This window comes from Streptomyces peucetius, assembly GCF_025854275.1.
Classification (GTDB): domain Bacteria; phylum Actinomycetota; class Actinomycetes; order Streptomycetales; family Streptomycetaceae; genus Streptomyces; species Streptomyces peucetius_A.
Genome location: NZ_CP107567.1, coordinates 2,026,945 through 2,053,407, shown reverse-complemented (window position 1 = coordinate 2,053,407; position 26,463 = coordinate 2,026,945). Strand labels below are relative to the sequence as shown.

At 72.6% G+C, this 26,463-nt stretch carries 26 protein-coding genes; 15 read left to right on the top strand and 11 right to left on the bottom strand.

All coding sequences use genetic code 11. The features are described from left to right. From OGH68_RS09415 to OGH68_RS09385, 7 genes are all read right to left on the bottom strand, one after another. A complete protein-coding gene (locus OGH68_RS09415) occupies positions 1 to 1,161 on the bottom strand; it encodes a glycerate kinase (RefSeq protein ID WP_264242892.1) in 1,161 nt (386 codons plus the stop codon). Next, positions 1,158 to 2,588 (bottom strand): SLC13 family permease, encoded by a 1,431-nt coding sequence (locus OGH68_RS09410; protein WP_264242891.1) that lies wholly within the window; start codon positions 2,586 to 2,588, stop codon positions 1,158 to 1,160. Before OGH68_RS09410 ends, OGH68_RS09415 begins: the two co-directional genes overlap by 4 nt. A gap of 86 nt (positions 2,589 to 2,674) precedes the next feature. Then, positions 2,675 to 3,334, bottom strand: coding sequence for a response regulator transcription factor (locus tag OGH68_RS09405; protein WP_264242890.1), 660 nt, complete (start codon positions 3,332 to 3,334; stop codon positions 2,675 to 2,677). Continuing rightward, positions 3,331 to 4,776, bottom strand: coding sequence for an ATP-binding protein (locus OGH68_RS09400; RefSeq protein WP_264242889.1), 1,446 nt, complete (start codon positions 4,774 to 4,776; stop codon positions 3,331 to 3,333). Before OGH68_RS09400 ends, OGH68_RS09405 begins: the two co-directional genes overlap by 4 nt. Then, entirely contained in the window at positions 4,745 to 5,026 is a 282-nt protein-coding gene (locus OGH68_RS09395) for a small hydrophilic protein (RefSeq protein WP_264242888.1), read from the bottom strand. Before OGH68_RS09395 ends, OGH68_RS09400 begins: the two co-directional genes overlap by 32 nt. A 188-nt stretch (positions 5,027 to 5,214) precedes the next feature. Further along, positions 5,215 to 5,496 (bottom strand): Lrp/AsnC family transcriptional regulator, encoded by a 282-nt coding sequence (locus OGH68_RS09390; RefSeq protein WP_065488891.1) that lies wholly within the window; start codon positions 5,494 to 5,496, stop codon positions 5,215 to 5,217. Further along, positions 5,493 to 6,224, bottom strand: coding sequence for a rhomboid family intramembrane serine protease (locus OGH68_RS09385; protein WP_264242887.1), 732 nt, complete (start codon positions 6,222 to 6,224; stop codon positions 5,493 to 5,495). Before OGH68_RS09385 ends, OGH68_RS09390 begins: the two co-directional genes overlap by 4 nt. Before the next feature lie 150 nt (positions 6,225 to 6,374). Between OGH68_RS09385 and OGH68_RS09380 the strand changes: the two genes are divergently transcribed. The 5 genes from OGH68_RS09380 (at position 6,375) to OGH68_RS09360 (ending at position 11,951) form a co-directional block, all read left to right on the top strand. Beyond that, positions 6,375 to 6,617 carry a hypothetical protein gene (locus OGH68_RS09380; protein ID WP_264249990.1) on the top strand — a complete coding sequence of 81 codons (243 nt, stop codon included), beginning with the start codon at positions 6,375 to 6,377 and terminating at the stop codon, positions 6,615 to 6,617. A gap of 38 nt (positions 6,618 to 6,655) precedes the next feature. Beyond that, a complete protein-coding gene (locus OGH68_RS09375) occupies positions 6,656 to 8,020 on the top strand; it encodes an NYN domain-containing protein (RefSeq protein ID WP_264242886.1) in 1,365 nt (454 codons plus the stop codon). A gap of 333 nt (positions 8,021 to 8,353) precedes the next feature. After that, entirely contained in the window at positions 8,354 to 9,379 is a 1,026-nt protein-coding gene (locus tag OGH68_RS09370; RefSeq protein WP_264242885.1) for an NlpC/P60 family protein, read from the top strand. A gap of 236 nt (positions 9,380 to 9,615) precedes the next feature. Beyond that, positions 9,616 to 10,650 (top strand): NlpC/P60 family protein, encoded by a 1,035-nt coding sequence (locus OGH68_RS09365; RefSeq protein ID WP_264242884.1) that lies wholly within the window; start codon positions 9,616 to 9,618, stop codon positions 10,648 to 10,650. A 65-nt stretch (positions 10,651 to 10,715) separates the two neighbouring features. Next, positions 10,716 to 11,951 carry a hypothetical protein gene (locus OGH68_RS09360; RefSeq protein WP_264242883.1) on the top strand — a complete coding sequence of 412 codons (1,236 nt, stop codon included), beginning with the start codon at positions 10,716 to 10,718 and terminating at the stop codon, positions 11,949 to 11,951. Here OGH68_RS09360 and OGH68_RS09355 read toward each other — a convergent pair. Continuing rightward, positions 11,908 to 13,176 carry a glycosyltransferase 87 family protein gene (locus OGH68_RS09355; RefSeq protein ID WP_264249989.1) on the bottom strand — a complete coding sequence of 423 codons (1,269 nt, stop codon included), beginning with the start codon at positions 13,174 to 13,176 and terminating at the stop codon, positions 11,908 to 11,910. The genes OGH68_RS09360 and OGH68_RS09355 overlap by 44 nt on opposite strands. A gap of 121 nt (positions 13,177 to 13,297) precedes the next feature. Here OGH68_RS09355 and OGH68_RS09350 point away from each other — a divergent pair, with 121 nt between their 5' ends. Continuing rightward, positions 13,298 to 14,440, top strand: coding sequence for a glycosyltransferase family 4 protein (locus tag OGH68_RS09350; protein WP_264242882.1), 1,143 nt, complete (start codon positions 13,298 to 13,300; stop codon positions 14,438 to 14,440). A 292-nt stretch (positions 14,441 to 14,732) separates the two neighbouring features. Here OGH68_RS09350 and OGH68_RS09345 read toward each other — a convergent pair whose 3' ends face one another. Then, a complete protein-coding gene (locus tag OGH68_RS09345; protein WP_264242881.1) occupies positions 14,733 to 16,529 on the bottom strand; it encodes an AMP-dependent synthetase/ligase in 1,797 nt (598 codons plus the stop codon). 290 nt (positions 16,530 to 16,819) lie between these two features. Here OGH68_RS09345 and OGH68_RS09340 point away from each other — a divergent pair, with 290 nt between their 5' ends. The 6 genes from OGH68_RS09340 to OGH68_RS09315 all read left to right on the top strand — a co-directional run bounded on the left by OGH68_RS09340 (position 16,820) and on the right by OGH68_RS09315 (position 21,816). Then, positions 16,820 to 17,587, top strand: coding sequence for a metallophosphoesterase family protein (locus OGH68_RS09340; protein WP_264249988.1), 768 nt, complete (start codon positions 16,820 to 16,822; stop codon positions 17,585 to 17,587). Positions 17,588 to 17,690: 103 nt separating this feature from the next. Next, positions 17,691 to 18,140, top strand: a complete 450-nt coding sequence (locus OGH68_RS09335; protein WP_264242880.1) for an SRPBCC family protein — start codon at positions 17,691 to 17,693, stop codon at positions 18,138 to 18,140. Beyond that, entirely contained in the window at positions 18,140 to 19,438 is a 1,299-nt protein-coding gene (locus OGH68_RS09330; RefSeq protein WP_264242879.1) for an ArsA family ATPase, read from the top strand. The genes OGH68_RS09335 and OGH68_RS09330 overlap by 1 nt, the downstream gene beginning before the upstream one ends. 70 nt (positions 19,439 to 19,508) lie before the next feature. Further along, positions 19,509 to 19,952 carry a DUF5304 domain-containing protein gene (locus OGH68_RS09325; RefSeq protein ID WP_264242878.1) on the top strand — a complete coding sequence of 148 codons (444 nt, stop codon included), beginning with the start codon at positions 19,509 to 19,511 and terminating at the stop codon, positions 19,950 to 19,952. Positions 19,953 to 20,017: 65 nt separating this feature from the next. Continuing rightward, positions 20,018 to 20,959: an ROK family glucokinase gene (locus tag OGH68_RS09320; protein ID WP_264242877.1), complete on the top strand. Its 942-nt coding sequence runs from the start codon at positions 20,018 to 20,020 to the stop codon at positions 20,957 to 20,959. A gap of 92 nt (positions 20,960 to 21,051) precedes the next feature. Continuing rightward, complete coding sequence (locus OGH68_RS09315; protein WP_264242876.1) at positions 21,052 to 21,816, top strand: endonuclease/exonuclease/phosphatase family protein; 765 nt, start codon at positions 21,052 to 21,054, stop codon at positions 21,814 to 21,816. A gap of 253 nt (positions 21,817 to 22,069) precedes the next feature. On the opposite strand, the gene OGH68_RS09310 is transcribed toward OGH68_RS09315, so the two are convergent. Next, entirely contained in the window at positions 22,070 to 22,624 is a 555-nt protein-coding gene (locus OGH68_RS09310; protein ID WP_264242875.1) for a hypothetical protein, read from the bottom strand. Next, a complete protein-coding gene (locus OGH68_RS09305; RefSeq protein WP_264242874.1) occupies positions 22,617 to 23,423 on the bottom strand; it encodes an alpha/beta hydrolase in 807 nt (268 codons plus the stop codon). Before OGH68_RS09305 ends, OGH68_RS09310 begins: the two co-directional genes overlap by 8 nt. 240 nt (positions 23,424 to 23,663) lie before the next feature. On the opposite strand from OGH68_RS09305, the gene OGH68_RS09300 reads away from it, so the two are divergent. The 3 genes from OGH68_RS09300 to OGH68_RS09290 are packed head-to-tail and all read left to right on the top strand — an operon-like array spanning position 23,664 to position 26,321. Next, complete coding sequence (locus tag OGH68_RS09300) at positions 23,664 to 24,410, top strand: lysophospholipid acyltransferase family protein (RefSeq protein WP_264249987.1); 747 nt, start codon at positions 23,664 to 23,666, stop codon at positions 24,408 to 24,410. 31 nt (positions 24,411 to 24,441) lie between these two features. Then, complete coding sequence (macS, locus tag OGH68_RS09295; protein ID WP_264242873.1) at positions 24,442 to 25,650, top strand: MacS family sensor histidine kinase; 1,209 nt, start codon at positions 24,442 to 24,444, stop codon at positions 25,648 to 25,650. Then, a complete protein-coding gene (locus tag OGH68_RS09290; protein ID WP_264242872.1) occupies positions 25,647 to 26,321 on the top strand; it encodes a response regulator in 675 nt (224 codons plus the stop codon). The genes macS and OGH68_RS09290 overlap by 4 nt, the downstream gene beginning before the upstream one ends. Positions 26,322 to 26,463 lie beyond the last annotated feature (142 nt).

Sequence of the window (26,463 nt, the reverse complement as noted above, 5' to 3'; positions counted from 1 at the left end):
TCAGGCGGCGAGACGGGTGCCCACCAGCACCATCCGCAGCGCCCGCTCGGCGGCGTCCGCGAGGAACTCGCCGGCCCGGTCCAGCGCTTCGGGCAGCGGCACGGGCGCCGGCACGATCGAGCCGTAGGCGTCCACGCCCGCGGCGGTGATCTCGTGGACGCCCTGGCCGAGCGTGCCGGCGAGCGCCAGCACCGGCCTCCCGGCGGCGCGCGCCCGGTGCGCCACCTCGGCCGGGATCTTCCCGCGCACGGTCTGCTGGTCCAGCGCGCCCTCCGCGGTGATCACCAGGTCGGCGCGGGCGAGCCGGGCGTCCAGGTCGACGTGGTCCAGCAGCACGTCGAAACGGGGCCGCAGCCGGGCGCCGAGCGCGGCGAGCCCGGCGCCGAGACCGCCCGAGGCGCCGGTGCCCGGGGCGCGGCGCAGATCCACCGGGACCGGCAGGGCGGCGGCGAGGTGGGCCGCCCAGTGCTCGAGGCCCGCCGACAACTCCTCGACCTGGTCCGGGCTCGCCCCCTTCTGCGGGCCGAAGACCCGGGCGACGCCGTGCTCGCCGCACAGCACGTTGTACGGGTTGCAGGCCACGAGGATCTCGGCGGCGGCTACCCGCGGCTCGAGACCGGCGGTGTCCGTCAGCGCCAGGCGCAGCAACTCACGTCCCCCGGGCGGCAACTCGGCCCCCTCGGCGTCCAGCAGCCGGACGCCGAGGGCCTGCAGCGCGCCCGCCCCGCCGTCACAGGTGCCGGAGTCGCCGCAGCCGACGAGGATCCTGCGCGCACCGGCGTCCAGCGCGCCCCGGATCAGCTCGCCCACGCCGTACGTCGTGGTGGCGCCCGGGTCGCGGCGGTCCGGCGGCACCAGGGCGAGCCCGGCGACGGCGGCCATCTCGACGACCGCGGTGCCGTCGCCCAGCAGCGCGAAGTGGGTGCGCACCGGGCTGCCGAGCGGCCCGGTGGCGACGCGCGGCACGAGACGGCCGCCGGTCGCGGCCGCCAGCGCCTCCGCCGTGCCCTCACCGCCGTCCACCAGGGGGATGAGGTCGATGTCGGCGTCGGGCGCGACCCTGCGCAGGCCCTCCGCGATGGACTCGGCGGCCTCGCGGGCGGTCAGCGACTCCTTGAAACCGCTGGGCGCGACGGCGATGCGGTAGGGGGCACGGGTCATGGCTGGGTCTCCATAAGGACGGGCACGCCGAGCAGCGGCCAGACGGCGAGGGCGAACAGCAGCACCACGGCGGCGCTGAGCGGCGCGAGCAGGGCGGACAGCCGCAGCAGATCGCGCGAGGTGAACGTGGGCACATCGTCGGGCGGGTCGAAGAAGAGCGTGACCGGCTTGGCGGAGGCGGGCAGCGTGTGGCAGAAACCGGCCGCGGCGGTGGACGCGAGCGCCGCCGCGACCGGATTGACGCCGGCGCCGACGGCGGCGGCCACCACCAGCGGGACGAGTACGGAGGAGCGGGCTGAACGCGACTGCAGGACCAGATGCGCGGCCGTGCTGACGAGCACGATCACGGCGAGGAACAACCACGCCGGCAGGCCGTCCGGCAGCCGGCCCACCAGCCACCCGGCGGCACCCGAGTCGGCCAGCGCCACCCCCATCGCGGTCGTCGCGGCCATGAAGAGCAGCAGGGGCCACGGCACGGTCCGCAGTCCGTCCTTCAGCCGTACGGTCCCCAGGGCCGGCGACGACGTCACGACCGCGCCGATCAGCGCGACCACGGCCGGCGGCACGCCGTGCAGCGGTTCGCTGCACCACAGGGTCACCACCGTGCCCAGCAGCATCACGCACCGGCTCTCCGCGGTGGTCAGCGGACCGGTCACCGGAGTGGGGGAGTGCTCCTGGAGCAGCTCGGGTGTGATCTTCACCGGCCCGCGCCGCTCCGCCCGCGAGGTCGTCGTCAACAGGACCGTCTCCGCGGCCAGATGGGACGAGACGACCGCCAACGGCAGCCCCAGCAGCAGCCACTCGACGAATCCGAGCCGCTCCCCGGTCTGCTCCCACAGCACGCTGACGGTGATCAGATGCGCACCCGCGCCGATGAGGGTCGCGACGGCGGAGAGCAGGACGACCGTCGGGAAGAGCAGCGCCAGCATCACCACCAGGCGCCGTCGGTCGGCGAGCACCTTGGCGAGCGCCAGGAACACCGGCATGGCCAGCGCCGCACGCCCCGAGGTGGCCGGCACGGCGAACGCGGTGACCACCAGCGCGGCGGTCGTCAGATGCACCAGCTGCCGCACCGTGCGCGCCCCGCTGACCAGGAAGGCCGCCGCACGGCCGGCGAGTCCGGTCCTCGCCACCGCGGCGGCGAGGACGAACGCGCAGATCAGCAGCCAGATCGTTGCGTCGCCCAGGGTGGCGAAGAGGGTGTCGGCACTGATCACCCCCGTCGCGGTGAGTGCGAGCCCCGCCCCGAGCGCCGTGTAGGTGTCGTCGACGGGAGCGGCGATCCAGGCGCAGGTGGCGAGGGCGAACACGGCGAGCGTGAGCCGGGCTTCACCGTTCATGGACGGGAGGACGGTGGGGACGGCGAGCAGCGCGCAGACGCTGAGCGCCGCGCACAGCCACGCCGCCTGGCGGAGGGAGAGGGTCACGACGATCAGTCTGTGAGCGGGCCGTGAGCCGCCGATGAGCCCCGGATGAAGGAAAGTTCATCCGTCTTCGCGACCTTCGCTGCTCTTTACGGCATTCGGTAGCCCATGCCCCGTACGGTCTCCAGCCGTTCGGCGCCCAGCTTCTTGCGCAGGGCCCGCACATAGACATCCACGATGTTGGAGCCGGGATCGAAGTCGTAGCCCCAGACGTGGGAGAGGATCTGCTCCCGGGACAGGACCTGGCCGGGGTGGCGCAGGAACAGCTCCAGCAGCACGAACTCACGGGCCGTCAGGTCCACGGTCCGCTCCGACGCCCGCGCCCGGCGGGTCCGCAGATCCAGGCTGAGGTCGCCGCTGCGCAGCACGGTGACCTCCGGGGCCCGGGCCGCGGTGCGCAGCCGCAGCCGTACCCGGGCCAGCAGCTCCTCGAAACGGAACGGCTTGGTCATCCAGTCGTCGGCACCGCCTTCCAGGCCGGCCACCGTGTCCCGTACCGAGTCGCGGGCCGTCAGCACGACGACGGGCAGCGTCACCCTCGCCTCGCGCAGCTCCCGCAGCACGGTGAAGCCGTCGCGTCCGGGCAGGCCGATGTCCAGCAGCATCAGGTCGAAGCCGCCGGTGACGGCGTAGTTCAGGGCCGTGTCGCCGTCGGCGGCGACCGTGGTGGTGAAGCCGTTCGAGCGCAGGCCCTTCTCGACGAAGGATGCGATCCGCTCCTCGTCCTCGGCGATCAGAATGCGGTTCACGGCGCTTCCTCCATGACGAGTACGAATGTCGCTCCGCCGCCTTCGGTGCGGCGCAGTTCGACGCGGCCGCCGCGGTGCCCCTCCGCGATGGCCCGGACGATGGACAGACCGAGCCCCGCGCCGCTGGTGCGGGCCCCGCGGCGGGCGGTGCCGCGCCGGAAACGTTCGAAGATCACCTCGGTGTCCTGGTCCTGGACGCCCGGCCCGCTGTCGGCGACGTACAGCTCGACGCGGCCGTCGAGGTCGCGTGAGCCGATCCGTATCCGGGCACCGGGGACGGTGTGCTGGACCGCGTTCTGTGCCAGCTGCACCATCGCCTGGGTGATGCGCTGCGGATCGAGCACGGCCTCGCGGTCGGCGACCCGGTCCAGGGACCAGTCCCGTTCGCCCAGCGCCCGGGCCTTCACGAACACGTCGGCGGTCAGTTCGCCCAGCTGCACCGGCTCCGGCCGGATGAAGTCGGGCCGCTCCGCCTTGGCGAGCAGCAGCAGGTCCTCGACGATCCGGCTCATCCGGTCGAGTTCGTCGGTGACCAGGCGGATCGTCTCGCGCTGCTCGGCCGGGTCGTCGCCCATGACCTCCAGATGGCCGCGGACGATGGTGATGGGCGTGCGCAGCTCGTGCCCGGCGTCGTCGACGAACTGGCGCTGGCCGGCGAAGGCCCGCTCCAGCCGGTCCAGCATGGCGTTGAAGGTCTCGGCGAGCGCCGCGATGTCGTCACGGCCCTGGACCGGGATCCGCTGGGTCAGATCCTGCTCGGTCAACTGCTCGGCGGTCGCCCGGACCACTCGTACGGGGGCCAGGATGCGGCCGGCGACCGCCCAGCCGATCCCGGTCGTCAGCAGCAGAGCCACCCCGGAGATGACGAGCAGCGTGCGGAAGGCGTCGTCGGCGATGGACCGCTCGCGGTCGGCGTGGAACGCGACGACGAAGGCCGCCGGGTATCCCTTTCCGGCGGCGTCGATCGGCACCTTCGCCCAGCGCACCTCGCCCGCCGGCCGCCGCAGCACACCGGAGGCGTCCTTCGAGTCGAGGATCGCGGACAGGGAGGCCCGGTCCGGGTGGAGGGCGACGGAGGCCCGGATCTCGCGCGACTGCCGTATGACGTGGAGGTCCCGCCCGGCAGGGCGGGTCAGTCCGAGCAACTCCTCGTCGGGATCGGAGTACTGCCGCTGCAGGAAGACGCGCAGCAGTTTGTCCGGGTCGGTGAAGGTGCGGCCGGTGTCCGGATCGACGCCCTGGGGCACGAAGTTCCCGAACTCCTGGGTCTCCTGGGTGAGCAGCTGGTTGATCCGGTGATCGATGTCGCGCAGCAGGAGCGAGCGGGTGGTCGTCGCGACGGCGGCGAGGGCCACCGTCATCATCAGCAGCAGCCAGAGCAGGATGCGGACCCGCGCGGAGATCCGGCGGTCAGTTCTCTTCACCGATGTCGTCGTCGTCATCGTCGTCGGTGGCCGCGGGGCCGGGCACCACCGCGTCCGTGGCCGGGGCGGGGGCCGTCGGGGTGCCGGTCACAGTGGCCGGCGGGCTGCCGGCCGGCGGTGAGGCCGGCCGCGGGGTGGCGTCCAGCTCGACGGCGGGCGGCACCTGGGGCGTCTCGGGGGCGTCGGTCAGGGCGTAGCTGGTCGCGGCGATGCCGAGCGGGATGGCGACGACGGCGGCGAGCGTCACCATGCGATGGGTGAAAGCCATGCGTCTCATCCTCGCGACGGGACAGGAGACCCTGATGAAGCCCTGATGAGGATTCCTTCATCTTGGCGCTCCCTGCGGGGCGTGTTCTCCGGCGAGCGGGGACGGCGCGGTGCGCGCCGCGAGCCGGCGACCGGTCCGGCCGCTCCCCGCCCGGCCCTACGCGCGCCGGTCCGCCGCCTTCGGGGAGGCTACGCGTCCAGCCCGATGGCGAAGGCGGCCTCGAGGTCGTGCTGGGAGTACGTGCGGAAGGCGACATGCGTGTCGGTGCCCTCGACGCCGGGGATCTTGCTGATCCGGCCCGGGATCACGTCCGCCAGGTCGTCGTGCCTGGCCACGCGCACCATGGCGATCAGATCGTAGGTGCCGGTGACGGAGAAGACCTCGCTGACGCTGTCCAGCGCCGCGATCGACTCGGCGATCTCGGGGATGCGGTCCACGCTGGTCTTGATGAGCACGATCGCGGTGATCATGGCTGGCTTTCTCCCTCGGTCGCTGAAGATGCGTTCACTCTAGTCCCACGCCCGTAGCGGCCCCACGCGTAGACGAAGCCCACTCCGAACCCCACCAGGTGCGCCAGGTAGGCGACGCCCGGCCCGCTGCCCGCGCCCCTGGCCGCCAGCCACTGCAGCACGAACCAGAAGATCAGCACCGCCCAGGCGGGGAAGCGCAGCGGCAGGAAGAAGAGGAAGGGGAACAGACTCGTGACCCGGGCCTTCGGCAAGAGGAAGAGGAACGCTCCGAGTACGGCGGAGATCGCCCCGGACGCCCCCACCAGCGTCTGCTCGGAGTCGGCGTTGACCGCCGCGTAGACGAGCAGCGCGAGATAGCCGGCGCCGGTGTAGAACAGCGCGAAGTGGACCTGCCCCATCCGCTCTTCGGCCATCGCGCCGAAGACGAAGAGGAAGAGCATGTTCCCCAGCAGGTGCAGCCAACTGCCGTGCACGAACAGAGCGGTGAGCGGGGTGAGCAGGGCGCCCGGGGACCCGCCCATCAGCTCCGCGGGGATCACGCCCCAGCGTTCGAAGTACGCCGCCTGCGCCACCAGCAGCCGGTCGCCGAGGCCGTACGAGGGGTTCAGACCCGAGACCGGGCTGATGACGAAGATCGCGCAGCACACCGCGATCAGGCCGTACGTCACCGCAGGTCCCGTCGCCGCGTTCCTGACCGCATCCCTGGCCGCGCCCCACCGACTGATCATGGACAGAGCATGGCGTAGCAGGGCCGAACGGTACAGAGTGCCTCGCCGCGACATCGGGTACCCGCGAGGCCGTAGGGTTACAGGCAGTACATCCGCAGTTCGACGGCGCACCGCGGTATCCGCTCCCGCATGAGACAAGAGGACGGCACGATGACGACGGTTCCCTCGCCGACCGCTGACACCAGGTGGCGCTGCACGCTCTGCGGCAATCTGACCCGCTTCGACGTCACACGCTCGTCCAAGGTCGTCGAGTACGTCCATCTGGACCTGGCGGGCGAGCCGAACGTGGAGGAGCGCGAGGTGGTCAGTGAGACCATCGAGTCGGTCCGCTGCCGGTGGTGCAACGCGGTGGACCAGATCGAGCTGGTGGACAGGCCGGGCGCCGGTTCCTGAACGGAGCGGCCCGCACGGGTGGTAGGGGTGAACGGATCGTGGAGCAGCCTGACAACGGCGCGGAGCCGGCCGGTGCGGCCGGCGACGCCGCCGAGGCGCTCGACCGCCCGCTGCCGGAAGGTGTACGGCGGCGGGTCGTCGCCCTCGTCTCCGACGCGTTCGGCGGCCTGACCGTCGCCGAACTCCCCGCCCAGCTGCGCCAGTATGCCCGCTTCACCCCGACCCGGCGCGCGAAGTTCGCCGGAAACGCCATGGCCGCCGCGCTGGAGGGCGACGCCGTCTTCCGCCAGCGCATCGGCGAACGGCTCGGCAAGGCGCAGCCCGAGCTGGCCAGGGCCCTGGAGTCCGGGTCGCCGCCCGCCGCCGCGGACCCCGTGGACGTCGCGGCGGCCGCCTATGTGCTGCGCCCCGCCGGCTGGGTCAAGATGGTCGCCGCCGCCGGGGAGGAGGTCCAGCGGGCCGACGCCGAGCGGGCCGACGAGGCCGGCCGGCGCGAGCTGGACCGGCTGCGCGAGGAACTGGACGAGGCCCGCGGCCAGATCAAGTCCGAGACCGAGCGGCTGCGGGCCGAGCTGGACGGTGCCCGCAAGGACGGCGAGGCGCTCCACCGCAAGCTCCGCAGTGCCCAGGCCGACGTCAAGCGCGGCGAGGCCGCCCTGCGCCGCAAGGACGCGGAGCTCGACAGCGTCCGCGCCCAGGCCGCGGCCCAGGTGTCGGCCGCGGAGAGCGAGACGCGGCGGCTCAAGGCACGGCTGGCGGAGGCCGAGGCGGCGGTCGAGGCGGGCCGCCGGGCCGCCCGCGAGGGCCGTTCCGTCGAGGACATGCGGCTGCGGCTCCTCCTGGACACGGTGCTCGACGCCGCCCAGGGGCTGCGCCGTGAGCTGGCCCTGCCACCGGCGGGCATGCATCCGGCCGACACGGTGGACGCCGTGGAGCCGGGTCGGATGTCGCCGAAGGACATCGCGGCGCGGGCGCTCTCCGAGACGGACCCGGCCCTGCTCGACCAGCTGCTGGCGCTGCCGCAGGCGCATCTGGTCGTCGACGGCTACAACGTCACCAAGACCGGCTATCCCACGATGCCGCTGGAGAAGCAGCGGCTGCGGCTGCTGGGCGGCCTGTCGATGCTCGCCGCCCGCACGGGGGCCGAGATCACCTGTGTGTTCGACGGGGCCGAGCTGGCCGCGCCGGTGCTGCTGGCGCCGCCGCGCGGCGTGCGGGTGCTCTTCTCCAAGCCCGGTGTGACCGCGGACGAACTGATCCGCCAGCTGGTGCGGGCGGAGCCGCCGGGCCGGCCCGTGGTGGTGGCCTCCACCGACCGGGAGGTGGCCGACGGCGTCGCGAAGGCGGGCGCCAGACCGGTCGCGTCCGCTTTGCTGCTGAAGCGGCTTTCGCGCGTCTCGTAGCCCTGTCGCAACTCTGGCGGCATATGCCCGATTTGGCGTCACTCCAGGCGGGACGTTGTGTCAAGTGGCCATCACTACGCGTGTGATGAGAGTAAAGAATGGTGTTCGCGGGTAAGATTTTCCCTGTGGGGATTTGAACTGATCACAAGAAGGTCACTAGGGTCAGGCCTCGAACCTTCGCGCGGTTGATCACCCATCCGGGGTGACAGCGAAGGAACCGCCGAGTTCGTGCAGTTCGCCCCTATTTCCCCCAGGGATCCGACGTACGGACGCCGGGGACCGACCATCCCCCACTGCCCGGTAGGCGGCTCGAGGAAGAAGGAGCTCGCCTTCGTGGCGTCCCACCGTCGTCCCAAGCAGCCGAGCCGCACCCGCGTGACCGTGCTCACCGCGACCGCCGCTGCGGCCGTTGCCCTGACCGCCCAGACCGCCCAGGCCGACCCGAAGCCGAGCAAGAGCGAGGTCAAGGAGAAGGTCGACAAGCTCTACGAAGAGGCGGAGAAGGCCACCGAGAAGTACAACGGGGCCAAGGAGCAGCAGGAGAAGCTCGACGAGCAGATCGACGCGCTCCAGGACAAGGTCGCCCGCGGACAGGACGAGCTCAACACGCTGCGGGACAGCCTGGGTTCGGTCGCCAGCGCCCAGTACCGCACCGGAGGCATCGACCCCTCCGTCCAGCTGTTCCTCTCCGGTGACCCGGACACCTACCTCGACAAGGCCTCCGCGCTGGACCAGCTCGGCGCCAAGCAGACCGAGGCCATCCAGGAGATCCAGGCCAAGCAGCGCACCCTCGCGCAGCAGCGCCAGGAGGCCCAGAGCAAGCTCGGCGACCTCGCCGAGACGCGCAAGACCCTCGGTGAGAAGAAGAAGGAGGTCCAGGGCAAGCTCGCGGAGGCGCGGCAGCTCCTGAACTCCCTCACCGCCGCGGAGCGCGCCGCGCTCGCCGCCGACGAGAGCCGCGCCAACCGTGCCAGCGCCCGGGTGGACCTCGGCCCGGCCGTGCCCGCCTCGCAGCGCGCCTCCGCCGCGTTCGCCGCCGCGCAGTCGCAGATCGGCAAGCCGTACGTCTTCGGCGCCTCCGGCCCGAACTCCTACGACTGCTCCGGCCTCACCTCCTGGGCGTTCGCCCAGGCCGGCGTCTCCATACCGCGCACCTCGCAGGCGCAGGCCAGCGCCGGCACCCGAATCTACTCGCAGAGCCAGCTCAAGCAGGGCGACCTGGTCATCTTCTACGGAGACCTGCACCACGTCGGCTTCTACGCCGGCAACGGCCAGGTGCTGCACGCCCCGCGCAGCGGCACCAACGTGCGCTACGAGTCGATCAACAACATGCCCTTCCAGTTCGGTGTGCGTATCTGACGCACCCGCAACGCGAAAGACCGGGCGGATCGTTCGGCGGGACTTCACACTCGCCCGAACGGGGGAATTCGCCCCTTACGAACTGACGCGACGCCCCGCCGGTGACCTGTGGTCTCCGGCGGGGCGTCACTTTGTATGCCCGGTGGGGTCTTTGGTCACCGGGCGTTCACCCGGCTACTCTCTGCCGCGCACCGAACCCCGGTTTCCCGGAAGTCCTGCGGAAGGGAGCGCGGCACGTGGTTTCCCACCGCCGATCCTCACAGCCCGGCCTCACCCGAGGCGCCCGGGGCACCGTCCTGTCCGCCGCGGCGGCCACGGCCGCCGCCGCCCTCGGAGCCGGTGCCGCACCGGCCGGCGCCGAGCCGGGGACCGGACCGGAGGCCACCCGCGCCATGGTCGACCGGCTCTACGAGGAGGCCGAGCGCGCCACGGAGCGGTTCAACAAGGCCGGTGAGCGCGTCGAGCACCTCAAGGACGAGGTGGCCCACGCCCAGGACCGGGTCGCCCGCAGCCAGGAACGCATCAACCGGATGCGTGAGGCGCTCGGATCCGTGGCCGGCGCCCAGTACCGCTCCGGCGGCATCGACCCGGCCCTCGCCCTGCTGCTCTCCGAGGACCCCGACGGCTACCTCGAGGCGGCGGCCACGCTCGACCGCATCAGCGAACGCCACTCCGCCGCGCTGGACGACCTCCACCGCGAGCAGCGGCACCTCGGCCAGGAACGCGCCGAGGCCTCACGAGACCTCGCCGAACTGGAGCGCAGCCGGCAGGCGGTGGCCGACAACAAGCGCACCGTCGAGCGCAAGCTCGGCGAGGCCCGCCGGCTGCTGAACACCCTGCCGGCCGGGGAACGCGACCCGCACGACCGCTCCTCGCGCTCCGGCCGCGACGCCTTCCCCGACCTGTCCGGCCTCTCGGCCGGTTCCCCGCACGCGGCGGCCGCGACGATGGCGGCGCGCAGCGTCGTCGGCCGCCCCTACGTCTGGGGCGCCAACGGTCCCTCCGGCTTCGACTGCTCCGGCCTCGTCCAGTGGTCCTACGCCCAGGCGGGCGTCGGTCTCCCCCGCACCTCCCAGGCCCAGGCGAACGCGGGCCGCCGCGTACCGCTGTCACAGGCACGGCCGGGGGACATCGTGACGTACCGGGGCGACGCCAGCCACGTGGGCATGTACGTGGGCAACGGGCAGGTGGTGCACGCGCCGTACCCGGGGGCGTCCGTGCGGTACGACCCGGTGGGGATGATGCCGGTGCACGCGGTGACGCGGGTGTAACGGGCGTGCGGGCGGGGCCGCTGCGCGGGGGCCCGCACGCCCGGTACGTTACGTACCATCGCAGGATGGCAGGCCACCCGCACAAGCCGCGCCCCCCGCGCACAGCCGCCGCCACCGCCGCCGCACTCGTGCTGCTCGCGGGGTGTGCTGTCGCCGGCCCGCCCGCCGACCCCGCCGTCGAGGAGATCCGGCGGACGCTGGACGCCCGCGCCGCCGCGCTGCTCGGGCACGACCGCGCCGCCTACCTCGCGTCGCTCGAGCCCGGCGCCGCCGCGCTGCGGGAGGCGCAGGGCGAGGAGTTCGACAATCTCGCCGACGTGCCGCTGGGCTCCTGGGAGTACCTGGTCAAGGACGTGCGCCACCACGGTGCGACGGCCGTCGCCGACGCCGAGGTGCGCTACCGCATCGCCGGCTACGACACCGCGCCCATGACCGTCTCGCGCACCCTGGAGCTGGCCGAGCGCGACGGCCGCTGGTACGTGACCGCCGACCGCGCGGGAACCGGCACCGGCACCCCGCGGCAGCAGCTGTGGCAGCAGGGCGACGTGGACGTCGCCCGGGGCAGCCACAGCATCGTCCTCGGCGTCGGCCAGGACCAGGAGCGGCTGCGTGATCTCGCGGCGGCGGCCGACCGGGCCGTGCCCGCGGTGTCGGACGCCTGGCCGTCGAAGTGGGCGGGCCGCGTCGTCGTGCTCGTGCCGGCGTCGGTGGAGGGGATGGGCGGGCTGCTAGGCGCGCCGGCCGCCGGGTACCGGGGCATAGCCGCCGTGACCACGGGCGAGACGAACCGCGAGGTCGAGTCCCCGGCGGACCGGGTGGTCGTGAACCCGGAGGCGTACGCGCTGCTCGGCGACTTCGGGCAGGGGGTGGTGCTCACCCACGAGGCCACCCATGTGGCGACCCGCGCGCACACCTCCGCCGTGACGCCGATGTGGTTGTCGGAGGGCTTCGCGGACTGGGTCGCGTACCGCGGCACGGGCCGTACCGCCGCCGAGGCCGCCCCCGAGATGCAGGAGGCAGTGCGGGCCGGGGACGTGCCGGCCGGGCTGCCCGACGACCGGGACTTCTCGTTCGACGGGGACGCCGGCGCGCTCGCACGCGCCTACGAGGGCGGACGGCTGGCCTGCGCGATGATCGCGGAGCGCTGGGGCGAGGAGAAGCTCACCGCGTTCTACCGGACCGTCGGCGAGGGACAGTACCGGGACGGTGCGGTGGAGCGTGCGCTGAGCGAGGAACTGGGCACCACGGCAGCCGAACTCACCGCGATGTGGCGGGACTACCTGACCGGGGTTCTGGACTGAGCGCCGCGGTCGGCCCCGGCCCCGGCCCCGGACCCGGCCGCGGCCGTGCCGCCTCCGTGACGGTCCGCCGCCACAGCCGTCGGCACGCGTCGACCGTCGCTGCAACCAGCAGCCCGTTGCGCACCACGAGCAGCGTGATCCCCAGCGGGTCGCTCGCCACGACGTGCGAGAACCACAACGGGAACTCCAGGAGCGTCACACCGGTCGCGGCCAGGACCAGCACGGCCGGCCTCAGCATCCGGCTGGAGCGGTGCACCAGGCACACGGCGGCCAGGCCGACCAGCCACACCAGGTACTGGGGGCTGATCACCCGGCTCGTGGTGGTGAACAGCAGAACGGCGGCGAAGGCCGCGTCGCACGGTGTGGCGGCCGTGAACTGCCGGGCCCGAACCCGCCACACCACCAGCCAGCCGAGCGCGGCGACGGACAGGGCGAGGGCCAGAGTGCTGACGAGCGGGACGTACGGGCCGAGGAACTCGACGGAGCCGTAGTTGAGCAGCACCTGGCCCTGCCACCCGAAGTGGCGCCAGACGTGGAAGACGAGGGCGCCCAGCGACTCGATCTCGGTGCCCCGGTCACGCTGGGAGGCGAGGAAGGCCAGCGCCCCCGGCACCGCGGCGGCCAGCGCCAGGGTCACAGCCGTCACCGCGACCGCCGCGGCCGACCAGGACCGGCGGGTCGCCCGGCCGCGCGGCGTGCCGAGGAGCACCAGCAGCGGCCACACCTTCAGCAGCGCGCCCAGACCGGCGAGCAGGCCCATCACCCGGGGCCGGCGCACGCCCGCGAGCAGGGCGCCGACGGCCGCGGCGGTCACCATCAGGTCGTACCGGGCGTAGACGGTCGGTCCGAGCAGCGGCACCCCCGCCACCCACACCCAGGTGCCGCGACGTGCTGCTCCGCCGCTTTCCGTACGCAACAGCAGGACCAGGACCAGCAGGTCGCACACCAGCGTCAGGAGGAAGAACGCGGGGGCGTAGCCGAGGCCCGGCAGCAGGCCGGGAGCGAGGATCGCGAGCGCGGCACCCGGTGGGTACTGCCAGGTGACGTCGTCCAGCGGATAGGTGCCGGTCCGCAGGATCTCGTGCCAGCCCTGGTAGATCACCGAGACATCGGTCGTGACGTCGGGGCCGGGGAAGGTGACGGCCCCCGACAGGCAGAGCAGCAGCACCGCCCTCGTCACGACCCACACCGGGACGGGATGCCGGGCGACGCTCGCCACCACCATGCCGTTGTGCCCCTTTCGTCCGGTTACGGGCACCTTCATGATGCCGGGCACGCCGGTGCCCGGACATGAGGCGGGGCCGTGCCGGAACCAGTGCCGGGGCGGTTCGGTACTGTCGGCGGCGATGCACAAGACCCTGATCGTGACCAACGACTTCCCGCCCAGGCCCGGCGGCATCCAGGCGTTCCTGCACAACATGGCGCTACGGCTGGACCCCGGGCAGCTCGTCGTCTACGCGTCCACGTGGAAGCGGAGCCGGGAGGGCGTGGAGGCGACCGCGGCCTTCGACGCCGAACAGCCCTTCACCGTCGTCCGGGACCGTACGACGATGCTGCTGCCCACCCCGCGCGTGACGCGCAGGGCCACGCAGCTGCTGCGCGAACACGGCTGCGAGTCCGTGTGGTTCGGGGCCGCCGCTCCGCTCGGGCTGATGGCCCCGGCGCTGCGTAGGGCGGGCGCACGGCGGCTGGTGGCCACCACGCACGGCCACGAGGCGGGATGGGCACAGCTGCCCGCGGCCCGGCAGTTGCTGCGCCGGATCGGCGAGGGCACGGACACGATCACCTATCTCGGTGAGTACACGCGTTCGCGTATCGCCGCGGCGCTCACGCCCGAGGCGGCGGCGCGGATGGTGCAGCTGCCGCCGGGCGTGGACGAGAAGACCTTCCACCCCGGCTCCGGCGGGGACGCGGTCCGCGCCCGCCTCGGACTGAGCGACCGGCCGGTCGTCGTGTGCGTCTCGCGTCTCGTCCCGCGCAAGGGCCAGGACACGCTGATCCGGGCCATGCCCGCGATCCTGGCGCAGGTGCCGGACGCGGTGCTGCTGATCGTCGGCGGAGGGCCGTACGAGAACGAGCTGCGCGGTCTCGCGGCCGCGACGGGCGTCGAGGGATCGGTCCGCTTCACGGGCTCCGTCCCGTGGTCGGAGCTCCCGGCGCACTACGGCGCGGGCGACGTCTTCGCCATGCCGTGCCGTACCCGCCGGGGCGGACTGGACGTCGAGGGCCTCGGCATCGTCTACCTGGAGGCGTCGGCGACCGGACTCCCGGTCGTGGCCGGCGACTCGGGCGGCGCGCCGGACGCGGTGCTCGACGGCGAGACGGGCTGGGTCGTACGCGGCGGCTCGGCGGAGGAGTCCGCCGACCGCATCGTCACGCTCCTGAAGGACCCGGACCTGCGCCGGCGGATGGGCGAGCGGGGGCGGGCGTGGGTCGAGGAACGCTGGCGGTGGGACCTGTTGGCGGAGCGGTTGGTCGCGCTGCTGTGAGCGCTCGGCGGGCGGGGGCGCGTCCGTTGCGCGGGCCGTTCCCCCACCCCGCCCCTTCCCGAAACCGGGCTCTGCCCGGGCCCGGTACCGCGCTTCGCGCGGTGGCCTCAATCGCCGGCCGGGCTGGATTTCGCTCCGCGAAATCCAGCCCGGCCGGCGATTGAGGCGCGGGGTCCGGTGGGGGTCCCCCCCCAGGCCGCCAGGCCTAGGGGGAGGAGCCCCCGGTTTGGGGAAGGGGCGGGGAGGGGGCCGGCCCGCCAAGCAGGCCCACCCGCCCCACCCGTAAGCCGCGCTACGCGCGGTAGATCGCTTCGATCTCGTCCGCGAAGTCCTTCGCCACCACGTTCCGCTTCAGCTTCAGCGACGGCGTGATGTGCCCCGCCTCTTCCGTGAACTGCGACGGCAGGATGCGGAACTTGCGGACCGACTCCGCCTTGGAGACCGCGCCGTTGCCGTCGTCCACCGCCTTCTGGACCTCGGCCTGCAGGTCCGCGTCGTCGCGCAGCGATGCCGCCGTCGAGCCGGCCGGCTTGCCGTGGTCCGCCGCCCAGCGGGCGAGGAACTCCTCGTCGATGGTGACGAGCGCGCCGACGAACGGACGGCCGTCGCCGACGACCATGCACTCGGCGACCAGGGCGTGCCCGCGGATGCGGTCCTCGAGCACCGCGGGGGCGACGTTCTTGCCGCCGGCGGTGACGATGATCTCCTTCTTGCGGCCGGTGATCGCGAGGTAGCCGTCCTCGTCGAGGGTGCCGATGTCGCCGGTGTGGAACCAGCCGTCGGCCAGCGCCTCCGCCGTCGCGGACTCGTTGTTCCAGTAGCCGGCGAAGACGTGTTCGCCGTGCAGCAGCACTTCGCCGTCGTCGGCGATGCGGACGACCGAGCCGGGCAGCGGCTGGCCGACCGTGCCGATCTTCTGCCGGTCCCACGGGTTGAACGCGGTCGCCGCGCACGACTCGGTCAGGCCGTAGCCCTCGAGGACCGTGAAGCCGATGCCGCGGAAGAAGTGGCCGAGGCGCTCGCCGAGCGGCGCGCCGCCGGAGACCGCGTACTCGCCGCGGCCGCCCAGCACCGCGCGGAGCTTGCTGTAGACGAGCTTGTCGAAGACCTTGTGCTTGATCTTGAGACCGAGCGGCGCGCCCTGCGGGCTGCCGATGGCGCGGCTGTAGGCGATGGCCGTGTTCGCGGCCTTGTCGAAGATCTTGCCCTTGCCGTCCGCCTGGGCCTTGGCCCGCGCCGAGTTGTAGACCTTCTCGAAGACCCGCGGCACGCCGAGGATCAGCGTCGGCCGGAAGGAGGCCAGCTCGTCGGTGAGGTTCTTGATGTCCGGCACGCAGCCGAGCCGGATGGGCGCCATCACGGCAGCGATCTCGACCATGCGGCCGAAGACGTGCGCGGCGGGCAGGAACAGCAGCACCGAGCTCTCGCCCGTACGGAACAGCGGCTTCAGGCGCTCGACCAGGTTGCCGCACTCCGCGAAGAAGGCGCGGTGGGTGAGCACACAACCCTTGGGGCGGCCGGTGGTGCCGGAGGTGTAGACGATCGTCGCCACGTCGTCGGCCTTGGCGCTCGCGCTGCGCTCGTCGACGGTGGCGTCGGAGATCTCCGCGCCCGCGGCGGTCAGTTCGTCCACCGCGCCCTTCTCGAACTGCCAGACGTGGCGCAGGTCCGGCAGCGATTCGCGTACGGACTCCACCGCGGCGGCGTGCGTGTCGTTCTCGACGATCACGGCGGTGGCGCCGGAGTCGCCGAGGATCCACTGCACCTGCTCGGCGGAGCTGGTCTCGTAGACCGGCACGGTGACCGCACCGGCGCTCCAGATCGCGAAGTCGAGCTGGACCCACTCGTACCGGGTGCGCGACATGAGGGCGACCCGGTCGCCGGGCCGGATGCCGGACGCGATGAGGCCCTTGGCGGCGGCCTGCACCTCGGCCAGGAACCGGGTGGCGGTCACGTCGGCCCACGCGCCGGCGACCTTACGGCCCATCACCGCCACATCCGGGTGCTGCGCGGCATTGCGGCGGATGAGATCCGTCAGGTTGCCGTCCGTCGGGACCTCGTACAGGGCCGGAAGGCTGAACTCGCGCAAGACTGCTGCTCCTCATCGGGCGCCGGCGCCACGGCTCTGTGTGATGCACCGGCTGCGGTCCAAGATCGGGCAGGTGCTCGGTGGGGGTGAGCACGACTGGACTGCCCGGACGTTACCCACCAGTACTCGGTTCCCGATAGGGGTTCCAGGCCAATGTTCTGTGCGTCACACGTTGATGGCTGTACTTCGCGCAGCGTATTCCACTCCTGCCGCAGAGCCCAAGTAACCGCAGGTAGGCCCCCTCTACCCAGTTCTGACGACTGCGCTCTAGGGTGATCGTCATGCGAGGCATGCGAGTCAACGTGGTCAGTGACGTGCACGGCAATGCAAAGGATCTCGCCATCGCCGGCGATGGCGCCGACGCCCTGATCTGCCTCGGTGACCTGGTGCTCTTCCTCGACTACGCCGACCACTCGCGCGGCATCTTCCCCGACCTGTTCGGGGTCGCGAACGCCGACCTGATCGTGGAACTGCGCACCGCCCGGCGCTTCGAGGAGGCCCGCGACCTCGGCCGCCGCCTCTGGGCGGAGCTCGGCACGGACCGGGAGTCCGCCATCGAGTCGGCCGTGCGCCGCCAGTACGCCGAGATGTTCGCGGCCTTCCCCACTCCGACGTACGCGACCTACGGAAACGTCGACATCCCGGCCCTGTGGCACGAGTACGCCCGCCCCGGCACCACCGTCCTCGACGGCGAGCGCGTCGAGATCGGCGGCCGGGTCTTCGGCTTCGTCGGCGGCGGACTGCGCACCCCGATGCGCACGCCCTACGAGATCTCCGACGAGGAGTACGCCGCCAAGGTCGAGGCGATCGGCGAGGTCGACGTGCTCTGCTCGCACATCCCGCCCGACGTCCCCGAGCTGACGTACGACACCGTGGCCCGCCGCTTCGAGCGCGGCAGCCGTGCGCTGCTGGACGCCGTCCGCCGCACCCGGCCCCGGTACGCCCTCTTCGGCCATGTCCACCAGCCGCTCGTGAGCCGGATGCGGATCGGCGCCACCGAGTGCGTGAACGTCGGGCACTTCGCGGCCGGCGGGCGCCCCTTCTCGCTGGCCTGGTGACGTCGCGTCGCCCCGGGCCACGCGCCGGCGTGCGGCCCGGTCGCGATAGCCTGCACCCCGTACACCAGCCCGGTCCGTACCGCACTGTGAGGGAGCCGCAGAGATGGCGGAACACACCAGCTCGAGCATCACGATCGATGCGGCGCCGGCCGAGGTCATGGGCGTCATCTCCGACTTCGCCCGCTACCCCGAGTGGACCGGCGAGGTGAAGCAGGCGGAGGTGCTCGCCACCGACGACCAGGGCCGGGCCGAGCAGGTCCGCCTGGTGCTGGACGCCGGCGCCATCAAGGACGACCACACGCTCGCCTACACCTGGCACGGCGCCGACGAGGTCAGCTGGACCCTGGTGAAGTCCCAGATGCTGCGCGCCATCGACGGCTCGTACCGCCTCGCACCGGTCGGCGGTGGCGACCGTACCGAGGTGACGTACCAGCTCACCGTCGACGTCAAGATCCCGATGCTCGGCATGATCAAGCGCAAGGCCGAGAAGGTCATCATCGACCGTGCCCTGGCCGGTCTGAAGAAGCGCGTCGAGAGCGGCGCCGGCGCCTGATGCGCAAGGTCCTCGTCACCGGCCTCGGCGGCGCGGGCCGCACCACCGTCGCCGCCGCCACGGCGCTCGCCTCGGCCGGCGACGGCCGCCGCACCCTGTTCCTGTCGGCCGACCCGGGCGACGTCCTCGGCACCCCGCTCCCCGCCGGCCACGAGGAACCGGCCCCTGTCCACGCCGGCCTGTGGGCCGCCCGCATCGACGCCGGCGCGGACTTCCGCGCAGAGTTCCTCGACCTCCAGGAACGCGCCTCGGCGGCACTCGACCTGCTGGGCGCCGCGCGGCTCGAGGACGCCGAGCTGACACGGCTGCCCGGCAGCGACCAGTTCGCGCTGCTGCGCGCGCTCGTCGTCGCCTCGCGCGGCGACTGGGAAGTGGTCGTCGTCGACATGCCGCCGTTGCGCGAGACGATCGCGCTGCTCGCCCTGCCGGAGGAACTGCGCCGCTATCTGCGCCGTCTGCTGCCGCCCGAACGCCAGGCCGCCCGCGCGCTGCGCCCGATGCTCGCCCAGCTCGCGGGCGTGCCGATGCCCGCGCAGTGGCTGTACGCGACAGCCGAGCGCTGGGACACGGAGCTCGCAGGTGTGCAGTGGGTCGTGGAGTCCCCGGACACCACGCTCCGGATCGTCGCCGAGCCCGGTCCCAAGGCCGCCGCGGCCCTCACCGAGGCCCGTACGGGGATCGCCCTGCACGGGCTGCGCGTCGACATGCTCGTACCGAACCGGACGCTGCCGAAGGAGTCCGCGGACCCCTGGATCGCGGGTCTCGCCGCGCAGCAGGAGAAGTGCCTGCACGAGTGGTACGGCACCTGGCCGGCGGGCACCGCCCTGTGCGAGGTGCCCCACCTCGGCCGCGACCCCCAGGGCCTCGACGACCTCGCTCTGCTCCACGCCCGGGCGGTGCGCAGCGGCGCGGTCAGCAGCGGCGACGGCGGCGGCGACAGTGGCCACGGTGGCGGCGACGGACTCGCCGCCGGGCCGGACCGGGGCGGGCCGGAGCGCGACGGGCGGAACACCGCCGGCGACCTCGGCCGGGTCACGGGACCGTCGGCGGCCGGCCACCCTCCGCGGGCCGGGGACGCCCTCTTCATGTGGGAGCTGGATCTGCCCGGCTCCGTCAAGGAGACGCTCTCCCTCGTCCGCCGCGGGGATGAACTCCTGGTGGGCGCGGGGCCGTTCCGCAGGAACCTGCCGCTGCCCTCGGCGCTGCGCCGCTGCACCGTCGCCGGCGCCGGGCTCACGGACGGCGTGCTCACGGTCCGTTTCGCGCCCGACCCCGGTCTGTGGCCGCGGACACCGTGAACGCCGTACCACCGTTCCGGTACCGTCGAAGGCACACAACCCCTCGACGCGGCACACCCAGGAGTACGTCATGAGCGATGCGACCGAGCGCCCCGACGCCGACGCCTGGGCCGCCGCCTGCGAGGAGGACCTCCGGAACGAGCAGGCCCGACGGCACGCCGAGTACGGCCGGCCGCCCGGTTCGGCCGCGGAGGAGCTGCGCAAACTCCTCGACGCCGTCGCCGAGAAGGTGACGTCCTTCCAGTCGTCCCTGCCGGGGATGGCCGCGCAGGGCGCCGTCCAGCAGTTCGTCGACCAGGCGAAGGCCGCTGTCGAGCCGGTGATCGAACGAAACCCGCAGGTCTTCGACCATCTCGCGGCCGCGGGCGGCGAGCTGCTCGCCGCGTACCGGTCCGCCGTCGAGGGCCAGGAGCGGCGCTGGACCCGGGGCCCCGACCCCTCCGATGACGCCGGGAAGACCGACGATCCGCGCGACGAAGGCCCCGAAGGCAGCGAGCACATCGACCTGGACTGACCAGGGCATGCCCGCCCTCGGGTACGGTTGGCCATAGCGGGGCTCGACCGAATACTGAGGGACACATGGGACTCACCATCGGCGTCGACATCGGCGGCACGAAGATCGCGGCGGGAGTGGTCGACGAAGAGGGCGCCATTCTCGAGACGCACACCGTGCCGACCCCGTCGACTCCCGAAGGCATCGTCGACGCGATCTGCTCGGCCGTCGCGGGCGCCGGCTCCGGGCACGACATCGAGGCCGTCGGTATCGGAGCCGCCGGTTACGTCGACGACAAGCGCGCCACGGTCCTCTTCGCGCCGAACATCGACTGGCGTCACGAGCCGCTCAAGGACAAGGTCGAACAGCGCGTCGGCCTGCCCGTCGTCGTCGAGAACGACGCCAACGCCGCCGCGTGGGGCGAATACCGCTTCGGCGCCGGCCAGGGCCACGAGGACGTCATCTGCATCACCCTCGGCACCGGCCTCGGCGGCGGCATCATCATCGGCAACAAACTGCGCCGCGGACGGTTCGGCGTCGCCGCCGAGTTCGGCCACATCCGGGTCGTGCCCGACGGGCTCCTCTGCGGCTGCGGCAGCCAGGGCTGCTGGGAGCAGTACGCCTCCGGCCGCGCCCTCGTCCGCTACGCGAGGCAGCGCGCCAACGCCACGCCGGAGAACGCGACGATCCTGCTCGGCCTCGGCGACGGCACGATCGACGGCATCCAGGGCAAGCACATCAGCGAGGCCGCGCGGCAGGGCTGCCCGGTCGCCGTCGACTCCTTCCGTGAGCTGGCGCGCTGGGCAGGGGCCGGTCTCGCCGACCTGGCGTCCCTGTTCGACCCGTCCGCGTTCATCGTGGGCGGCGGCGTCTCCGACGAGGGCGACCTCGTCCTCGACCCGATCCGCAAGTCCTTCCGGCGCTGGCTGATCGGCGGCCAGTGGCGCCCGCACGCCCAAGTGCTCGCCGCGCAACTCGGCGGCAGAGCGGGGCTCGTCGGCGCGGCGGACCTCGCACGCCAGGGCTGAGCCGCCCCACTGCGCGACATCGGCGCCCGCCACGCCTCCTGAATGGCCCCAGCCTTCAGGAAGCGTGGCGGGCACCGTCGTATCTTGCTCCCATGGCGACCGACCCGATCTTCGCGCTGCCCAAATCCCGGTCCGACCCGGACGGTTCGGCCGTGATCCGGGTCCTGAGCTACAACGTCCGCTCCTTGCGCGACGACGAGGCGGCGCTGACCCGGGTGATCCGCGCCTGCGAGCCCGACCTGGTGTTCGTGCAGGAGGCGCCGCGCTTCTTCCGCTGGCGCAAACACGCGGCACGGCTCGCGGCCGCCACCGATCTCGTGATGCTCTCCGGCGGCGCGACGGCGGCCGGGCCGCTGCTGCTGTGCTCACTGCGGGCGACGGTCGAGTGGACCGAGGACCTGCTGCTGCCACTGCGCTCCGGCCTCCACCGGCGCGGCTTCGCCACGGCGGTCGTCCGCTTCGCGGGCGCGCGGCTCGGGGTCGTGAGCTGCCATCTCAGCCTGCAGAGCGACGAGCGTCACGCGCAGGCGGGGATGCTGCTCGACCGCGTGAAGGCGATGGACGTGCCGCACGCGGTCGTCGCCGGCGACATCAACGAGCGCCCCGGCGGCCGGAGCTTCCGCCGCCTGGCGGGGGAACTCCAGGACTGCTGGGCGGTGGCCCCGTGGGGCGGGGAGCACACGTCGACGGCGCGCGATCCGCACCAGCGGATCGACGCGGTGTTCGCGACGGAGGGGGTGGAGGTGCTGGGCTGCGGGGTCCCGCGGGACCTGCCCGGCGTCTCGACGGCGGACCTGCGGGCGGCGTCGGACCACTTGCCGGTGCTGGGGGCGCTGAGGGTTCCGGCGACGGGGTAGGGGGCGGGCGGTTGGCGCCTGCGGTGGGCTGTTCCCCTACTCGCTCCTTCCCGAAACCGGGCTCCGCCCGGACCCGTACCGCACTTCGCGCGGTAACCCCAAACGCCGGCCGGGCTGCACTGCAGCCCCGCCGGCGATTGAGGCGCGGGGGTCCGGTGGGGGTCCCCCAGGCCGCCAGGCCTAGGGGGAGGAGCCCCCGGTTCGGGAAGGGCGGGGTGGGGGAACAAGCCCCCGCAGCGGCCACGCACGGCCGTCACACCACCGCGCCCCGCCCCGGATCGTCCGACTCGTCGTCGTCGTGCGACATCCGCGCCACCAGCGTCGCGAAACCACCCAGGAAGCCGCCGATGCACAGCGTGGTCAGCCACCACGTCATGTCCCACCGCAGGATCACCGCGATCAGCATCAGCACCGGCCCGCCGATCACCGCCAGCCAGGCGAACTTGGCCGTCACGTCGGCCTCCGGCAGCGGCGGCGGCTCCGGCGGGACGAAGTGGCCCTCGTCGGTGTCGTCGAAGTCGTCGTCCGACGGCTGTGCGACCTGGTAGTCGCGCGGTCCGCCGACGCCCGGCGCGAAGGTGACCGAGCTCCCGAGCGCGGGCTTGTCCTCTTCGGGCGGCGGTCCGGCCGGCCGCCCCGGTGTCTCGTTGACGTCTCCCTCGAGCAGCGCCAGGTCCTCCACCGATTTGAACGGCTTCGCGCCCGGCGGGTCGGCCGGCTCGTCGCCGTACCCGGCGACGATCGCCGCCCACGCGGCGTCCTCGTCGATCGGCTGCGGCTCGCGGTCCGCGTCGTGCTGGTCAGCCACCGGTCGTGCTCCCTCCCAAGGCTTCCGGCGCGGGCGACCCCGTGGTCCCCGCACCCGGAGCGAGCCGGTCGATGAACGCGTGACTCTCCTCGAAGATCCGCTCCGCATCGTGGTCCAACGTCGCCACGTGGTAGCTCTGTTCCAGCAGAACCTCGGTGACGTCCACCGAGGAGACGCGGCTGAGGATCCGGGCCGAGTCGGCGGCCGGCACCACATGGTCGTCGGGGCTGTGCAGCAGCAGCAACGGCTGCGTGACCTGCGGCAGCTCCCCGTCGACCAGCCGGAAGAACTGCCGCAACGAGTGCGCGGCGTGCAGCGGCACCCGGTCGTACCCCAGCTCCTCGACGCCCTCCTTGGCGATGTCGCTGGTCAGCCCCTTCGTGGACGGCACAAGGTGGCGGACGACGGGCAGCAGGGACGCCATCGCGCCGTGCACCTTGTTCGCCGGGTTGACCACGACGACGCCCCGTACCGCGTCACCGTGCCTGGCGGCGAGCCGCAGCGCGAGCGCGCCGCCCATGGAGAGCCCGAAGACGAACACCACCCGGCAGCGCTCCTGGAGCGTCCGCAGTTCGCGGTCCACCTCCGCGTACCAGTCCTGCCAGCCGGTGACCTGCATGTCCTGCCAGCGGGTGCCGTGACCGGGCAGCAGCGGCAGGGAGACCGTGAGCCCCCGCTCCGCCAGGTATTCGGCCCAGGGGCGCAGCGACTGCGGGCAGCCGGTGAATCCATGACAGAGAAGAACGCCGACCTGGCCGCCTTCGTGGCGGTAGGGCTCGGCTCCGGGAAGGACCGGCACCGGGGTCTCCTGTTCGTGAGGTGTACGGGTGTACGGGTGTACGACATGTACGGGATGTGCGAGGTGTGCGGGAGGGTCGAACGGTGCACTTCACGGTACGCGACCGGACCGACACCGACCAGGGCCGTATCCACACGGCGGGGCGGTTGTGACGTGACCCGGCGCGGAGGGACGGGGGCGGGCGTCGGGTTAAGGTCTGTTCGACGGCAACAGGAGGCATTCGAGTTGATCTACGGCGCCATGAAGTTCTCCATCGGAGGCTCGCTGAAGCTTGCCTTCAGGCCCTGGGTGGAGGGTCTGGAGAACGTTCCCGCAGAGGGCCCCGCGATCCTCGCGAGCAATCATCTGTCGTTCTCCGACTCGTTCTTCCTGCCCGCGGTGCTGGACCGCAAGGTCACGTTCATCGCGAAGGCCGAGTACTTCACCTCGCCCGGTGTGAAGGGCCGGATGACGGCCGCGTTCTTCAAGGGCGTCGGTCAGCTCCCCGTGGACCGCTCGGGCGCGCGCGGCGCCGGCGAGGCGGCGATCAAGGCCGGTATCGACGTCATCGAGTCCGGTGGACTGTTCGGTATCTACCCGGAGGGCACTCGTTCCCCGGACGGCCGCCTCTACCGGGGCAAGCCGGGCGGTCTCGCACGTGTGGCGCTCGCCACGGGCGCGCCGGTGATCCCCGTCGCGATGATCGACACCGAGAAGATCCAGCCGCCCGGCAAGGTGATCCCCAAGCTGATGCGTCCGGGTATCCGGATCGGGAAGCCGCTGGACTTCAGCCGCTACCACGGCATGGAGGGCGACCGCTTCATTCTGCGTTCGGTGACCGATGAGGTCATGTACGAGATCATGAAGCTGTCCGGTCAGGAGTACGTCGACATCTACGCGACGGCCGCGAAGCGCCGGATCGCCGACGCGGAGAAGGCCGAGAAGGCCGCCCGTGCCGAGGCCGAGAAGGCCGAGAAGGCGAAGAAGTCGCAGCGGCCGGCCGCCTGAGCCGCCGCGGCACCGGTACGGGGTGGGGGACATGGCCAGGCGCGAGAGAGTCGTGCGGATGTCGGTCGAGCTGCCGCTGTGGCGCGCGCTGACCGCCTACCGCGTACTGACCATGGTCTACGCGGTGCTGCTGTTCGTCTTCACCCGGCAGAACTTCGAGCGCCCCATGGTCGCGGTCTGCTTCCTCGCGGTGCTGGTCGTGTGGACCCTCGCCACCCTGCCCAAGGTGGCCAACGCGGCGCGCTGCACCAAAGCCTTCCTGGTGGCGGACCTGACCGTCGCACTGACCGGCATCATGCTCACCCCGCTGGCCGATGCCCACGCCCAGACCCAGGACGGCCCGACCCTCCCGTCGATCTGGACGGCGGGCTCGGTGCTCGCCTTCGCCATCAAGGGCGGCTGGCGCTGGGCCGGTTTCGCGTCCTCGTTCGTCGCCGTCGCCAACATCGTCGAGCGGGGCGAGCCCAGCCGGGACACGTTCCACAACGTGCTGCTGGTGTGGGTGGCCTCCATAGCGATCGGCTACGTCGTCGAGGTGGCCCGGGCCTCCGAGCGCACCCTCGCCCGCGCGCTGGAGATCGAGGCCGCGACCCGCGAGCGGGAGCGCCTGGCGCGCGACATCCACGACAGCGTCCTGCAGGTGCTGGCGATGGTGCAGCGGCGCGGCACGGCGCTGGGCGGCGAGGCCGAGGAGCTCGGCCGGATGGCCGGCGAGCAGGAGGTCGCGTTGCGGAACCTGGTCGCCGGCGGCCTGGTCCCCGCCTCCCGGGTGTCCGAGGACGAGTCGCAGGGCGCGGTCGTGCGGATCGTGGACGTACCGGACGACGACGGACCGGCGCAGCCGGCCGACCTGCGGACGCTTCTCTCCCCGCACGCCGGATCGCGGGTGACGCTGTCGGAGCCGGGCGCCCCCGTGCTGATGGACCGGGCGGCGGCCCGTGAACTCGCGGCCGCTGTCGGCGCCGCCCTGGACAATGTGCGCAAGCACGCGGGGGAGGCCGCCCGGGCGTGGATCCTGGTCGAGGACTGGCCCGACGAGGTGATCGTGACGGTCAGGGACGACGGACCGGGCATCGCGGAGGGCCGGCTCGCGCAGGCGGCGGGGGAGGGGCGGCTCGGAGTCGCCCAGTCCATCCGGGGGCGGCTGCGGGATCTCGGCGGGACGGCCGAGCTGGTCTCGGTCCCCGGCCAGGGCACGGAAGTAGAACTGAGGATCCCACGGGGGAAGGCAGGAAGATGACCGAGCAGCAGACGATCAGGGTGATGGTGGTCGACGACCATCCGATGTGGCTGGACGCGGTCGCCCGCGACCTGGCCGCGGCCGGGTTCGAGGTCGTCGCCACCGCGGGAGACGGCGCGCAGGCCGTCCGCCGGGCCAGGGCCGTCACGCCCGATGTGCTCGTACTGGACCTCAACCTGCCCAAGATGCCGGGCGTGCAGGTGTGCAAGGAGCTCGTCTCCGCCCTGCCCGGACTGCGGGTGCTGGTGCTGTCCGCCAGCGGTGAGCACGCCGACGTCCTGGAGGCGGTCAAGTCGGGCGCCACCGGCTATCTGCTGAAGTCGGCCAGCACCGAGGAGCTGACGGACGCCGTGCGCCGCACGGCGGCGGGCGACCCGGTGTTCACGCCGGGCCTCGCGGGTCTGGTCCTGGGGGAGTACCGGCGCCTCGCCTCCGAGCCGGCACCGGCGGCGGGCGGCGACGAGCCGAAGGCGCCGCAGCTGACCGAGCGCGAGACCGAGGTGCTGCGCCTGGTGGCCAAGGGTCTGTCGTACAAGCAGATCGCGGAGCGGCTGGTCATCTCGCACCGCACCGTGCAGAACCATGTGCAGAACACCCTGGGCAAGCTGCAGCTGCACAACCGCGTCGAGCTGGTGCGGTACGCGATCGAGCGCGGTCTGGACGACGCCTGACGGTGCTTGTGAACGCCCGGCACTGGTACCCGTACGAGTGAATGGTGTTCGGTCAACGCCGCTTCATTCCACAGGAATTGACCGTTCGGCCCATCCCTGAGTGACCTGCGTCACCATTAGCGTGACGGTCATAGGGCTCACC